This is a genomic window from Rhodococcus sp. BP-261 (assembly GCF_019835205.1).
GTDB lineage: Bacteria > Actinomycetota > Actinomycetes > Mycobacteriales > Mycobacteriaceae > Rhodococcoides > Rhodococcoides kyotonensis_B.
Window position 1 is genome coordinate 151,348 of the sequence record NZ_JABUCO010000001.1, and the last position, 13,537, is coordinate 164,884.

At 66.4% G+C, this 13,537-nt stretch carries 13 protein-coding genes; 6 read left to right on the top strand and 7 right to left on the bottom strand.

Annotated features, from left to right (window positions below; genetic code table 11):
* Positions 1–95: 95 nt before the first annotated feature.
* The 6 genes from HQ354_RS00680 to HQ354_RS00705 all read right to left on the bottom strand — a co-directional run bounded on the left by HQ354_RS00680 (position 96) and on the right by HQ354_RS00705 (position 6,150).
* A complete protein-coding gene (locus HQ354_RS00680; protein ID WP_222633998.1) occupies positions 96–2,051 on the bottom strand; it encodes a penicillin-binding protein 2 in 1,956 nt (651 codons plus the stop codon).
* A 70-nt stretch (positions 2,052–2,121) separates the two neighbouring features.
* On the bottom strand, positions 2,122–2,853 hold the full coding sequence (locus tag HQ354_RS00685; protein ID WP_240930840.1) for a hypothetical protein: 732 nt from the start codon (positions 2,851–2,853) through the stop codon (positions 2,122–2,124).
* Positions 2,850–3,857 (bottom strand): 16S rRNA (cytosine(1402)-N(4))-methyltransferase RsmH, encoded by a 1,008-nt coding sequence (gene rsmH / locus HQ354_RS00690; protein ID WP_174551338.1) that lies wholly within the window; start codon positions 3,855–3,857, stop codon positions 2,850–2,852. Before rsmH ends, HQ354_RS00685 begins: the two co-directional genes overlap by 4 nt.
* A 227-nt stretch (positions 3,858–4,084) precedes the next feature.
* On the bottom strand, positions 4,085–4,516 hold the full coding sequence (mraZ, locus tag HQ354_RS00695) for a division/cell wall cluster transcriptional repressor MraZ (protein WP_068420672.1): 432 nt from the start codon (positions 4,514–4,516) through the stop codon (positions 4,085–4,087).
* Between the two features lie 512 nt (positions 4,517–5,028).
* Entirely contained in the window at positions 5,029–5,469 is a 441-nt protein-coding gene (locus HQ354_RS00700) for a DUF3040 domain-containing protein (RefSeq protein ID WP_068420670.1), read from the bottom strand.
* Between the two features lie 231 nt (positions 5,470–5,700).
* The gene (locus tag HQ354_RS00705) at positions 5,701–6,150 is read right to left on the bottom strand and encodes an SAV_6107 family HEPN domain-containing protein (RefSeq protein ID WP_222633999.1); all 450 of its coding nucleotides are present in this window, start codon (positions 6,148–6,150) and stop codon (positions 5,701–5,703) included.
* Positions 6,151–6,337: 187 nt separating this feature from the next.
* Here HQ354_RS00705 and HQ354_RS00710 point away from each other — a divergent pair, with 187 nt between their 5' ends.
* From HQ354_RS00710 to HQ354_RS00730, 5 genes are read left to right on the top strand one after another with little or no spacing between them, the layout of a single operon-like run.
* Entirely contained in the window at positions 6,338–6,946 is a 609-nt protein-coding gene (locus HQ354_RS00710) for an N-acetyltransferase (RefSeq protein WP_222634000.1), read from the top strand.
* Positions 6,947–6,956: 10 nt separating this feature from the next.
* Positions 6,957–8,570, top strand: a complete 1,614-nt coding sequence (locus HQ354_RS00715; RefSeq protein WP_222634001.1) for an NAD(P)/FAD-dependent oxidoreductase — start codon at positions 6,957–6,959, stop codon at positions 8,568–8,570.
* Positions 8,567–9,388: a carotenoid biosynthesis protein gene (locus HQ354_RS00720; protein WP_222634002.1), complete on the top strand. Its 822-nt coding sequence runs from the start codon at positions 8,567–8,569 to the stop codon at positions 9,386–9,388. The genes HQ354_RS00715 and HQ354_RS00720 overlap by 4 nt, the downstream gene beginning before the upstream one ends.
* A 35-nt stretch (positions 9,389–9,423) precedes the next feature.
* The gene (locus HQ354_RS00725; protein ID WP_308115155.1) at positions 9,424–10,158 is read left to right on the top strand and encodes a DUF3153 domain-containing protein; all 735 of its coding nucleotides are present in this window, start codon (positions 9,424–9,426) and stop codon (positions 10,156–10,158) included.
* Positions 10,155–11,330 carry a glycosyltransferase gene (locus HQ354_RS00730; protein WP_308115156.1) on the top strand — a complete coding sequence of 392 codons (1,176 nt, stop codon included), beginning with the start codon at positions 10,155–10,157 and terminating at the stop codon, positions 11,328–11,330. The genes HQ354_RS00725 and HQ354_RS00730 overlap by 4 nt, the downstream gene beginning before the upstream one ends.
* On the opposite strand, the gene HQ354_RS00735 is transcribed toward HQ354_RS00730, so the two are convergent.
* Entirely contained in the window at positions 11,313–12,239 is a 927-nt protein-coding gene (locus HQ354_RS00735) for a methylenetetrahydrofolate reductase (protein WP_207890802.1), read from the bottom strand. The two genes, HQ354_RS00730 and HQ354_RS00735, sit on opposite strands and share 18 nt — an antisense overlap.
* 155 nt (positions 12,240–12,394) lie before the next feature.
* On the opposite strand from HQ354_RS00735, the gene HQ354_RS00740 reads away from it, so the two are divergent.
* Positions 12,395–13,534, top strand: a complete 1,140-nt coding sequence (locus HQ354_RS00740; protein WP_374107329.1) for a polyprenyl synthetase family protein — start codon at positions 12,395–12,397, stop codon at positions 13,532–13,534.
* The last annotated feature ends 3 nt before the right edge of the window (positions 13,535–13,537 follow it).

Below are 13,537 nucleotides of genomic sequence, written 5' to 3' on the forward strand. Positions count from 1 at the left end.
AGTCAGGTTACCGGCGAGTCCGTCCTCGACGTGAAACGGGACGTGCCGTCGATGCTGGATCGTGACCCGACCAGGACGTTCTTCGCGAAACGGGTCTAGTCGGCCTGCAGCACCAACCTGCGTCCCTCCGAGGACATCGGGACGCTGTCGCGCTGCAGCATCCAGCTCGCGATGTTGTGGAACAGCGGCGCAGCCGATTGACCGCCCGAGCCGTCGGCGCTGCGAGTCGGAGCGTCGAGCATGATTCCGATCACGTACCGAGGATCGTCCGCGGGAGCGATACCCGCGAACGTGATCCAGTAACTCGAGTTGGAGTAGCAGCCGCAGTCGGGATCGACCTGCTGCGCGGTACCCGTCTTGCCGCTGATCTGATAGCCCTCGACCCCTGCTGCGACGCCGGTTCCTCGCTGATTTCCGGTGTCGTCCTGCGTCACCGAGCGGAACATGTCGCGCACGGTCGCCGCGGTCTGCGGGCTGACGACGTACGTGCCCTCGGGACGTTCGGTCTCGGTCTTCGTGCCGTCGGGAGCGATCGTGGACCTGACGATGCGCGGCGGAATCCGCATCCCGTCGTTGGCGATCGCCTGGTACATCGCCGTCATCTGCAGCAGGGTCATCGACAAACCCTGTCCGATGGGAAGATTGGCGAACGTACCGCCCGACCACTGGTCGCGGCTGGGCACGCTGCCCGCACTCTCGCCGGGTAGACCGACATTGCTGCGCTGGCCCAGTCCGAATCGCGACAGCATGTCCGCGAAACGGTCCTCGCCGACTCGTTGCGCGAGCATCAGTGTTCCGACGTTCGACGACTTACCGAACACGCCGGTCGAGGTGTAGGGAACGACGCCGTGGTCCCACGCATCCTTGACCGATACCCCGGACATGAAGATGTTGCCTGGTACCTGCAGCACTTCGTCGGGGGTGGTGAGTCCGTACTCGATCGCGGCTGCGGCCGTGATGATCTTGTTCACCGACCCCGGCTCGAACGGTGTGGAGACGGCCAGGTTGCCCATCTCCTTGTTGCGGTCGTTGTTGCCGACGCCGATTCCGGGATTGAACGTGTTGTCGTTGGACATCGCGAGCACCTCGCCGGTGTGCGCGTCCTGCACGAACGCCGATGCATTCTTCGCCCCCGACAGGTCCTTCGCGAGCTGGACCTGCTGCTGGACGTAGTACTGCAGGTCGGCGTCGATGGTCAGTTCGACGCTCGAACCGTTGACAGCCGTCTGCTTGTCTCGCCAGCTACCCGGGATGACGGCACCGTCCGAGCCGCGGTCGTACGTCTCCGAACCGTCGGTACCCGCAAGGGTCGAGTCGAGTGCATCCTCCAAGCCCAGGAGACCGTGGCCGTCCCATCCGGTTGCGCCGACGATGTTGGCCGCCAGAGATCCGCCCGGGTACTCGCGAATGTCCTGTCGTTCGAGACCGACTTCCTCGAACTCGTCGTTGATCTTGCTCGCAACGGTGGCGTCGACCCCTCGAACCAGGTAGGTGAAAGTGTCGTTGCTCTTCAGCTTCGCCAGAATGTCCTTCTCTTTCGCGACATCGCCCAGCGCGTCGTGGATTCCGGCGGCAATAGCCGCGAGCCGGTCGTCCGTCGTCGGCTTGCTCGGGTCCTTCGCGTGTGCGTCGTCCAGTTCGCCCCGAACCCGAACGGGCTGAAACGTCAGCGCCTTGGCTTCCATCGTGAACGCGATGGGCTTGCCGTTGCGATCGGTGATCGAGCCCCGCATCGCAGGGTCGACGAGTGTCGTGGTCCGCTGCGACGCCGCCTCCGCGGACAGCCGCGAACCGTTGATACCCATGATCCACACGAGCTGCAGCGCGACAACTGTGAGAACGCCGAACATCAACCAGCGGCCGAGCCCGTGTCGGAAGCCGAACGACGACGCATCGAACTTCCCCGACCCAGGCCGGCGCGGCGGACGGGGCGTACCCGCGGCGCGCGGAGCCGGACGCTGGCCCCGCGCCCCGTCACGCGGACGTGCGCCCCCAACGGCGTTGTGCGGCAACGGTCGACGACGAGGAGCCCCGGTGGTCGGCCGTGTCATCGGGTCATTCCTGCAGGCTCCACTCCCGCGCTTGTCCGGGTCATTCCTGCAGGCTCCACTCCCGGGCGTGTCACTGCGGACTACCCGTTGGACTGGCCGACGGGGTACTCATGGGAACCAATTGTTCACCGGAAGCCTCGGACGAGGCGTTATTGGACGTGTTCGGCGTGGCGGCCGACGCCGGAGGAGCCGAGGATGCAGCCCTCGCGGTCGGTTGCGTGCTGGTCGACTGCTGCGAACTGGTCTGCAGCCGAGGCGTGTCGGCGTCGGTAGCCGGTGGATCCAACGGTGCGACGGGCTTGCCCTCGGCCGGAGCGGGCGTACCGATGACCTGAACGCTTCCGTCCGGCGACACGACGAGTCGTGCGGCGTTCGCGGCCGGGACCATGCCCTGTTCGGCCGCCTTCCGAGCGAGTTCGGGTGCGGAATCGGCAAGTTCGACGTCACGCTGCAACGACGCCCGTTCCTGCACGAGTCGTTCGTTGTACGCCTTCGCGTCGCTGAGGTCGTACGAGTCGCCCGCCGACCGCGTGGTCAGCAGCAACGTCAGTCCGAGCCCGAGCGTCAACAACCCGATGATCAACGCCACGAACGGGATTCGCGCCGCGATCGACGCGCCGGACCCCCCGACGCGCGCAGCCCCGTGACTGCTGCTCGGCGCAACCGCGACACCGTGGGTCGATGCGCGCTGCTGTCGACGCTCGTACGCGCGCAGAGCGGCACCCGACCGTGGTGCGCCGTCATCGGACGACCGGGTACGACGGGTGCGCTTGGTTCCTGCAGAACCCGCGGTGATGGTCATGCCGCTCTCCTCGCAATTCGCTCGGCTGCACGCAGGCGCACGGGCGCCGAACGCGGGTTGTCTTCGATTTCTTCGTCCGAAGCGCGCTCGGCGCCGCGGGTCAGCATCCGGAATTCCGGTCCCATGCCGGGCAATTCGACCGGGAGCCCTTCGGGCGATCTCGATTTGATGCGAGGCGCGAGATGCTTCTTGACGACCCGATCCTCGAGGGATTGGTACGACATGAACACCACGCGACCGCCGACCGCCAGTGCGTCGAGCCCGGCAGGTACGGCTTTCTCCAACGAATCGAGCTCTCCGTTCACCTCGACACGGAGAGCCTGAAAAGTTCGCTTCGCGGGATGCCCGCCCGTTCTACGGGTGGCTGCAGGAATGGACTCGTACAGCAGTTCCACGAGCGGTCCGCTGGTCGTGAACGGTGTCGTCTCCCTGCGTCGTACGATCGCGGACGCGATTCGGCCGGCGAATCGTTCCTCGCCGTACGTGCTCAGCACCCTCGCGATCTCGCCGTGGCTGTACGTGTTGAGCACGTCGGCCGCAGTGATGCCCGTCGTCGGATTCATCCGCATGTCCAGCGGTGCGTCCACCGAGTACGCGAACCCACGATCCGCCTCGTCGAGTTGCATCGACGAGACACCGAGGTCGAACAGGATTGCGTGCACGGTGTCGTGCTCGTCCAACCCTGCTTGCTCGAGGGCCATCGCGATTCCGTCGTACGTGGTGTGCACGAATGTCGTCCGCGACGAGAACTCGGACAGGCGTGCCGACGCGAGCTCGAGAGCGTTCGGATCGCGATCGAGTCCGATCAACCGGATGTTGGGGTACGTGCGAAGAAAGTGTTCGGAGTGTCCCCCGAGTCCGAGCGTGGCGTCGATCATCACTCCGCCGCCGTGTTCGTCTGCCGCGATCAGCGCGGGACCGAGCAGCTCGTCTGCTCTACCCAGTCGAACCGGAACGTGCTTCGGTGTCGACGGCTCGGGAGCGCTATCCGGGTCGGGCGAAATGTCCTCGCCTGCCACAATGATTCCTCCCGGTCTTGCTTCTGCTCGCCGCCGGGCGGCGAGCTGGTCGATCGATGGTGTGCTGAATGCCTCGAGGTCCCTGTCCGATAGGGAACCTGGCGTTGGGGAAGAACGTCAGGGTCCTGATCTGCGAAACCTGGCGTCGGGGAAGTACGTCAGGGTTCTGATCGGGCAGAGGCCTCGCGGCACTCGGCGGTGATCGAAGGGAGCTACAAGATCCCTCCGAGCGATTCGTCGAACGCGTCGGAGAAGCTCTGTTCGCTCTCGCTGGAGTACCGAGCCCACGCCTCGTCGTTCCAGATCTCGATGAATTCGATCGATCCGTTCACGACGACGTTTCGACCGAGATTTGCGTACCGACGATGCTCGGCACTGAGCGTGATGCGGCCCTGAGCATCGACCTGCTGCTCGTCGGTGCCTGCGCCCAATTGACGAATGTAGGACCGTGCCACGGGGTTCGATCGGGACGCTTCGGTGAGTCGGCGAACACGCTCGGCGAACTCTTCGCGCGTGTAGACGGCGAGGCTGTGATCCTGCCCTTTGCTCACCATCACACCTCCCGAGAGTGCTTCGCGAAACTTTGCCGGCAACGTCAATCGACCCTTCTCGTCGAGCTTGGGCGTGTAGGTACCGAGGAACACTCGACACCTCCCAGCCCGGGCTCTCCGCTGTCCACCACTTTACCCCACTTTGCCCCACCTTCAACCCCACCGAGCGAAGAATTTGTGTGACGCGGCACAAACATGCAGGTACGACGCGTGGAGGAAGGTGGGGAAACTCGGATCGCAATCGCGCGGATCGCGCGCTGCACCCGCCACCCACTGCCTATTTCCGCAGCTCGATGAAGTCCCGCGTCGCGGCGGATCGGCGAAATCCGTACAGCGTGGGTCGAAGTGGGGAATGTCGGCGACGACGGCGGCGAAGTGGAGGAAAGTGGGGATTCGTCGATTCCGGAGGGCCTGTCCCTGCGCGTAGTGGGGCTCGCGACCGGGTTCACACGACGGGCCGGCGCGTTCGCGGCTGTCGACAGGGTCGACTGGCTGACACCAGAAACACCGGAGCGGTGCCTCACGTCGTGAGGCACCGCTCCGGTGTTGCGAATTTGCATTTGTACTACTCGACCCGGCCGATCACGGTCCGGGCGTCCCCGCGTCTACTCCTGTTCGAACCGCCGTCTGAAGCGATCTTCCATGCGCGAGGTGAAGCCGCCGCCCTTCCGTCCGGACTTGGGTTTCTGTCCCGAACCACCAGCCCCTGAGGACCGACCGGAACTACCCTCGCCCGATGCACCTTCTTGCGCTGCAGGAGCACCCTTACGGGATCCGCCGAGAAGGAACAGGACGCCCGCACCGAACATGAAGACGAAGCCGACGAGACTGATCACAGGGAATCCACCGGGTTTCACCGGCAGAGCCAACCCCGCGATCAGCAGAACAAGCCCCAGCACGAACAAAGCTGCTGCTTGGAAGCGGCGCTTGCTCGATGCAGTGCGCATACGTCCACTACGGACGTGAGAAGCAAACTTGGGATCCTCGGCGTAGAGAGCGCTCTCGATCTGGTCGAGCATGCGCTGCTCGTGCTCGGAGAGTGGCACGGTACCTCCCCCTGCACAGAAATTGATAGTCATTTCGGGTGTGAAACGACGGGAAGCTGACCTTGGCGGCTACCTGAGTCCAATGATACGAGCAGAATCGACTGCTTACCACCTACTCGCTCGACGAGTTCCTGAAATTGTTGGAAGAACTGCTGTACAGGGCTCACGCACGCACTTCTCGAGTCCGATTTGCGGTGTTACGCATTACACGCCGAAACACGCTTCACCCGCTCACGCCGTCATCGAGCGACGTGCGCCGTCCGCGCGATCCAGCCGAGTGTCGGCACCGATGAAATCCTCCACGGCGTGCAGAAACCGACCTACCTCGGCATAGAACGCGTCGGCCTCCACGTCGTCGATCGAACGCGACAACCCGGCCTGCACGTCCGCCCTGATGGACGAGTAGCCGGAGAAGTACTCGGACCACGCGTCGAACTTGGGTGCGGCCTTGCTCAGCAGAACCCACGCACTGCGAGAGCGTGCGCGAGAGGTCGACACGGGACTGACCTCGAGGATCGCGGCAGCACCTCGCAGAGCGGCCATGTAGCAGTCGAGGAATCGCTCGGTAGCATCCGCAGCGCCGATGGACCGAGACAGGAATGCGTCGGCTCGACCGAGGAGCACCCTGGCACGCGGCGACACCGGCGGACGTACATCGGCACGGAGAACTTGTGTGGCCATACTCGAACACCTCCTGTTCGATACGCCGTTCGTGATCACATTCCGACACGCCCGGACCATGATGAAAGCTCTAGGGTCGGAACCCGGCGAGTCTCGCTTCCCTCGAGACCCGCCGGATCGCCGACATCGAACACCCGTTCGACATATTCAATATAGCTGTGCCCACCGACAAGTAGTCAAGGAAAGGTTGAGAACAGTCGACACCGACGCGGAAACGACCCCCTACCTGGTGGACCTCTCCCCCCAGGAGATTCGGCAACGCATGCCCGAGGCGCTGTCGATCTACGTCGAGGCCATGGGGTATCCGCGTGGCACGGAGTACCACCGCGCACCGATGTGGAACGAGCACGTACTTCGACCGGGATGGCGTGGGGTTGCAGCCGTGCTTCCGACGCCGGACACACCGATGGTTGCCATCGCGTACGGCTATCGCGGAGCCCGACACCAGTGGTGGCATCAGCAGGTACGCGACGGCCTGCGCAGGTCCGGGTGCAGCCCCGACTACGTCGATTCCGTTCTGTCGGACTACTTCGAACTCACCGAACTTCATGTCAAGCCGAGCGCGCAGGGACACGGGTTGGGCGCCGCCCTCACTCACCGCCTCCTGCACGGGCGCGAAGAACGAACGGTGTTGCTGTCCACGCCGGAGGTCGCCCACGAGGCCAACCGCGCGTGGCGTCTGTATCGCAGGCTCGGTTTTCAGGACGTACTGCGCGACTTCACCTTCGCCGGCGATCGACGACCGTTCGCGGTGCTCGGCCGCACGCTGCCGATCGAAGTCTCGGCGGCCCCGTAGCGTGTAAGACGTGATCGACGTCGTCGTCGTCGGTTCGGGACACAACGCCCTGACCGCCGCTTGTTACCTGTCCGAGGCCGGCATGGCCGTCGAAGTGCTCGAACGCGACGTCATAGCCGGGGGTGGTGTGTCCTCCGCCGAGCGCTTCCCGGGACATCGAGTGGACCGCGGCTCGTCCGCGCACATCATGGTCCGTCATACCGGGGTCATCGAGGAGCTGGGCCTGGCGGAACACGGACTGCGCTACGTCGACTGCGATCCGTGGGCGTTCGCTCCCGGAGCCCCCGGCACCGACGAGCCCGCGCTCGTGTTCCACCGCGACCTCGACCGCACCTGCGAATCCATCGCCCGTGCGTGTGGCTCCTCCGACGCGGCCGCATACCGCCGATTCGTCGGCGTCTGGGGACCCCGTAGCGCACGCACGATGCGTGCGTTCTCGGCGCCTCCGACAGGCCCGAATCTCCTCCGCTCCTTCTGGGGACTCGGCGCCCCCGACGGCGGTAGCGCACTGTCCCGGGAATTTCTGACCACCGGCGATGCACTGCTCGACGAGACGTTCGACAGCGAACGGCTCAAGGCCGCTCTCGCGTGGTTCGGTGCACAGTCGGGTCCGCCGATGTCGGAGCCGGGAACGGCGCCGATGGTCGGGTTCGCAGCATTGATGCACACGCTCCCGCCCGGACGCGCGATCGGCGGCAGTGGCGCCCTCACCGAGGCGCTGATCTCGAAGCTCACCTCTGCGGGAGGCTCGATCGCCCTCGGCGACGCCGTCGTCTCGGTGTCGCGACGGCACAACGAATGGGTGACGACGACGGCGTCGGGCCGCACTCTGCGAAGCCGCATGGTCGTCGCGGGTTGTCACGTCCTCGCCACACTGGATCTGCTCGCCGCAGGCGGCTACGACCGAGGCCGGATCGACGGGTGGCGTCGAGCTGTCCGCGTCGGACCGGGGATCGGCATGGCCGTCCGCCTCGCGACCGACGCGCTCCCTCGATACGCGAGCGCGGAGGACCCGTCGCACGCCACGAGCGGACTCCAACTGCTGGTGCGCGATCGTGCCCACCTGCGTCTCGCGCACGGGGCCGCCTCTGCCGGGAAACTTCCTCCGACTCCCGTGGTGCTCGGTATGTCCTTCACCGCACTGGATCCGAGCGTCGCTCCCCCGGGCCAACACCAGGTCTCCCTCTGGTCGCAGTGGCATCCGCACACCCTGTCGGGGAACCGGGCGTGGCGTGGGGACGAGGGCCGCGTCGACGCCCGCGACGTGGCCGAGCGGGAAGGCGACCGAATCGTCGCCGAGATCAGCTCGTACGCACCGGGTTTCGACGAGTCGGTTCTCGCGCGCCACGTGCAGTCCCCGGCCGACATCGAGCGTGAACTCGGGATGATCGGCGGCAACATCATGCACGTCGAGATGTCACTGGACCAGATGATGATGTGGCGACCGATACCGCAGTTGTCGTCCCATCGAGTTCCGGACGCACCCGGTCTGTATCTGACGGGGGCATCGACACACCCCGGCGGCGGAGTCTCGGCCGCATCCGGCCGCAGCGCCGCCAGGATCGCCGTGAAGGACGCACGCGAGGGACGACTACGTCGATGGATAGGTGACAAGGTCCGATGAACCGGCTCGTGTGGGGTCTCGTCGCCGCAGCGATCGCATCTCAGATCACCTACCCTCTCGTCTCGGGCACCGGGCGCGACCTGGTGACCGTGGCGGTCGTGGGGTTCCTCGCGTCCGCGGTGCTGGCGCACGCCGTCGTCACACGGGGGGTCGCCTGGGCGTCGGTGCTGTTCGTGACCACAGCGGGCATCGGAATTCTGGCCGAGATCGTCGGCACCGCAACCGGGTTCCCGTTCGGCAGCTACTTCTACGCGACGGGCAGGCTGGGCCCCGACATCCTGGGTGTTCCGGCCGTCGTCCCGTTGGCCTGGACTGCCGGCTTCTACCCGATCTGGTGCGCGGTGGGCTACGTGCTCGATCGCAGCGGTATGACCGAGGGACGTCGACGACGTCACCGAGTGGTCGCGACGGCCGTCGGAATGGTCGGCTGGGACCTCTACCTCGACACGCAGATGGTCACCGACGGCCAATGGACCTGGACGTCGGACATCGCGGGTCTGCCGGGAATTCCGTCGATCCCGGTCAGCAACTATCTCGGCTGGTTGGGTACGGCGTTGATCATGGCCGCCGTCATCGACGTCGTCGGCGATCGAATCGCAGTCCGCCGCGCGGCCGATTCACGCATGTCCGACACCGCTCCCCTCGTTCTGTTCGTGTGGACATGGCTCGGTTCGGCGCTGGCCCACTCGGTGTTCCTCGCCGGTGACGAGCTGCGGTTCTCGGCCATCTACGGGTTCTGCGCGATGGGCATCGTCGGCATTCCTTTCCTCGTCGCGTTGCGCCGAGAAGTCGGACGCGCCGCAACGGCAACTCCCTGACGCGGTGACGCGGCCGCGTCTGGCACGATGTCGCTGTGCAGTCGACAATCCGTGAAGGCAAATCCCGTACCCGGCGTCGGCTGTTGTCGGCGCTCGCGCTGGCGTTGTTCGTCGCGCCGCTGCTCACCGGATGCCTCCGCGTACAGGTGTCGATGGGGATCTCCGCCGACGATCGTGTGTCGGGTCAGATCGTCGCGGCAACGGTTCCGGCGTCGGACACCGACACCGGTCCGACGCTCACCGCACCGACGACGCTCCAGGACAAGATCAGGATCGAGGAGTACAGGCAGGACGGGTACGTGGGCACCACGGCCCGGTTCTCGGACCTGTCGTTCGGCGATGTGCAGACGCTGGGATCGATGAACGATCAGGCCACCGGCAGTTTCCAGATCGCACTGCACCGCAGCGGCGACCAGGTGACTCTCGACGGCAAGGCCGACCTGCAGACCGTTCCCGTGCAGGGTTCGGACGTTCAGTTCACGATCGCGTTCCCCGCGCGGATCGGAACCACCAACGGAACCCGCGACGGCGACAACATCATCACGTGGAAACTGCCTGCGGGCGAGGTCACCACGATGCGGGCCGAGGTCAGCTATCCGGATCCGAACACCAGGAGTTTCGCCGGTTGGGCGGGCATCGTCGGCGGCGTCACCGTCGGAGTCGCGGCCATCGTCGCGGCGATGGCCTGGGTCACCCGTAACCCGCCGGTGGGACGCGTCGGCGCCGATGCACCCGCGGGCGCCGGACCCGACAACACGCCTACTGCGTGATCTCTGCTCGTCCCGTCGTATTGGCCGGCGCCGCTCTGGCGTGTGCGTCCGCCGTCATGTCGGTGGCAAACGCCGCCAGCATGCCTCGCTTGCGTCCCCCTCGTGACGGATCCACACCCGAGTCCGTCGTGGTCTGTGTTCCTGCGCGCGACGAGGAACGCGATCTGCCGCTTCTGATCGCGGATCTGCGCGCTCAGCATTACGGGGGCCGTCTGACCGTGATGATTCTGGACGACGGGTCGTCGGACGACACGGCCGCTGCGGCGCACGCCGCGACCGAGGGAGACCCCCGTTTCCACGTCGTGTCCGAGTCGGTTCCGCCGCCCGACGGCTGGACGGGCAAGGCCGCCGCGTGCCGACGCCTCGCCGACCTCGCTGCCGCGTTCGACCCCGACGTTCTCGTGTTTCTCGACGCCGACGTCCGACTCGGCAGTGGTGCGATCGAGGCTGCCGTCGATGCCCGACGCCTCCTCGGCGTCGCGCTGCTGTGCCCGTGGCCCGAGCAACTCGCGGCCACCGTCGCCGAACGGCTCGTGCAACCGTTGCTGAGCTTCTCGTGGATGTCGACGCTGCCGGTTCGCGTCGCCGACCGATCGCTGCGCCCCTCCACCGTGGTGGCGTGCGGTCAGATGATGGTGTTCGACGCGGCCGCCTACCGCGACGTCGGCGGACACGAATCCGTCGCGTCGAGCGCGACCGAGGATCTCGACATCGCACGCGTCCTACGCCGTGGCGGCCGTCGCACCGCCGTCGCGTCGGGGGCGGGCTACGTCTGCTGTCGCATGTACGACGGTTGGGACGACCTGCGCGACGGATACACACGCTGGCTGTGGTCCGCATTCGGCGGCCGTACGGGTACCGCGTCGATCTCGGCGGCGATGACGCTCGCCTACCTGGTGCCTCCCGTCGCCGCGGTGTTCGGATCCGGTACGGTCCGCCGCGCCGGGCTGCTCGGGTACGCGGCAGCCGTCGTCGCACGAGTCGCTGCGGCGCGGTCGGAGTCCGGGCCCGGGCGCCTCACCGGGCAGGTGGCGGCCGCGTCGGCGCACCCGGTGTCCGTCGGCCTCTATCTGTGGCTGGGCGTGCAATCGCATCGACGCCGAGGTCGCGGCGCCCTCACATGGAAGAGTCGTCCGCTCGTGACACCGCCGGGGTCAGACCCGAGCCGGTGACAGCCCCAGGTTGACGAGCACCTCGCGGGTAGCCCGCGCGAAGTTCAGCGTGATGAAGTGCAGCGCAGGTGCGCCTTCGGCGATGAGCCGCTCTCCGATCGACGTCGCGAGTTCGATGCCGACCTCGCGCACCGCCGCGCGATCCTCCTCCGAGCCGGTGCCTGCAGCTTTGACGAACCGATCGTCGATGTGGCGGGGCAGCGCCGAACCGGACAACGACAGTGCGCGTCGTACCGACCGCAGCGACGTGATCGGCATGATCTCGGGAATGATCGGCTTGGCACCCTGTTCGGGATCGAAGGCCACCACCCGATCACGCAGGCGCAGATAGTCGTCGACGTCGAAGAACATCTGGGTGATCGAGTACTCGGCGCCCGCACGCAGCTTGTTCACGAGCACTCGCGTGTCCTGCTCGAGGTCCACCGCGCGATAGTGGCCCTCGGGGAACGACGCGACGCCGACGTGGAAATCGCCCAATTCCCGCACGAGACACACCAATTCCTCGGCGTATTCGACGCCCTCGGGGTGCTTCTCCCAGTCCCCCAACGGATCGCCGGGCGGGTCACCGCGCAGCACGAGAATGTTGGAGATGCCGCGATCGGCGTAAGCGCCGACCATCGACCGCAATTCGGCGATGCTGTGCGAGACCGCGGTCAGATGCGCCACGGGCAGCAACGTGGTCTCCTCGGCGATCTGGCCGGTCACCCGAACGGTCCGATCGCGGGTGGACCCACCTGCCCCGTACGTCATCGAGACGAACGCAGGCTGCATCTGTTCGAACTCACGAACCGCACGCCAGAGCCGAGCCTCGGCATCGTGGTCGCGAGGCGGCGAGAACTCGACCGAGAACGGGATACGGGAGTCGCTCGACGTCCGTAGGCGATCGACTATCGATGGAGTCCGAGTCACCCACCCGTCACTTGACCGCCCCCTGACGGCATCGGATGTCACTGGCTCATCATAGTTTCGCCGGGGGCGCGCCGTCACGGCAGGCTCGTCTGTCGGAATCACCCATTAGGCTTGGCTCCGGCCAGCCCGCCCACCTGCCCGTTACGGAGGATCCCCTGTCCGGAGACCTGACCTCGTCCCCCACTCGTGAATCGAGTGGACTCGACACCGCAGTGCGCGACGAATCCGTAGACACCGCTCAGCTCGTCGAGACGGCGCTGACCGAGTTCTTCGCGTCGAATCGGCAGCTGGTCGGCGCATTGGGCGGCGGGTACGCGGACGCCGTCGACGACCTCGTCGCATTCGTCCTTCGCGGCGGTAAACGCCTTCGACCCGCGTTCGCCTGGACGGCGTGGCTCGGCGCGGGCGGTGACCGCCACGGGCCGGACGCGTCCGCCGTCCTTCGCGCGTGTGCGTCGTTGGAACTGATTCAGGCGTGCGCGCTCATTCACGACGACATCATCGACGCCTCCCTCACGCGGCGCGGCTTTCCGACCGTCCATGTCGGGCTGGCCGAACGGCATCGGGCGCAGCAGTGGTCCGGATCGGCGACGCGTTTCGGTGAATCCGCCGCGATTCTGCTCGGTGATCTCGCGCTGTGCTGGGCCGACGACATGCTGCGGGAGTCCGGACTCGACGCGTCCGCCATGGCCCGCATCTCTCCGGTGTGGTCGGCGATGCGCACGGAGGTCCTCGGCGGGCAGCTCCTCGACATCGAAGCCGAGGCAGGACGGGACGAATCCGTCGACGCCGCGATGCGCGTCAACCGGTTCAAGACCGCCGCGTACACCGTCGAACGTCCGCTGCACCTGGGCGCTGCCATCGCGGGGGCGTCGGACCTCGTCGTGGCAAGTCTGCGGTCCTTCGGCACGGACATCGGCGTCGCGTTCCAGCTGCGCGACGACCTGCTCGGCGTCTTCGGAGACCCCGCTGTCACCGGAAAGCCGTCGGGCGACGACATTCGCGAGGGCAAACGGACCGTGCTCATGGCCGTCGGACTGCAGCGAGCCGACGCCGGTCACGCCGACGTCGCGACGCTGCTGCGCACGTCACTGGGTTCCGAGGACCTCACCGACGAGCAGATCCACGCCATTCGTGCCGCCCTGACGGATCTGGGTGCTGTCGACGATGTCGAGCAGCGGATCACCGAACTGACCGAACGCGCGCTCGACACGTTGGCAGCCGCCGACATCGACGCGGAGGCCGCTGCCCGGCTGCACGCCATCGCCATCGCTGCCACGCAGCGGAAATACTGATCG

Excerpts from the sequence above, each read along its gene's own strand:
- HQ354_RS00685 (WP_240930840.1), bottom strand. The coding sequence starts at position 2,853 with ATGACCATCACCGCGGGTTCTGCAGGAACCAAGCGCACCCGTCGTACC.
- HQ354_RS00680 (WP_222633998.1), bottom strand. The coding sequence starts at position 2,051 with ATGACACGGCCGACCACCGGGGCTCCTCGTCGTCGACCGTTGCCGCAC.
- HQ354_RS00705 (WP_222633999.1), bottom strand. The coding sequence starts at position 6,150 with ATGGCCACACAAGTTCTCCGTGCCGATGTACGTCCGCCGGTGTCGCCG.
- HQ354_RS00720 (WP_222634002.1), top strand. The coding sequence starts at position 8,567 with ATGAACCGGCTCGTGTGGGGTCTCGTCGCCGCAGCGATCGCATCTCAG.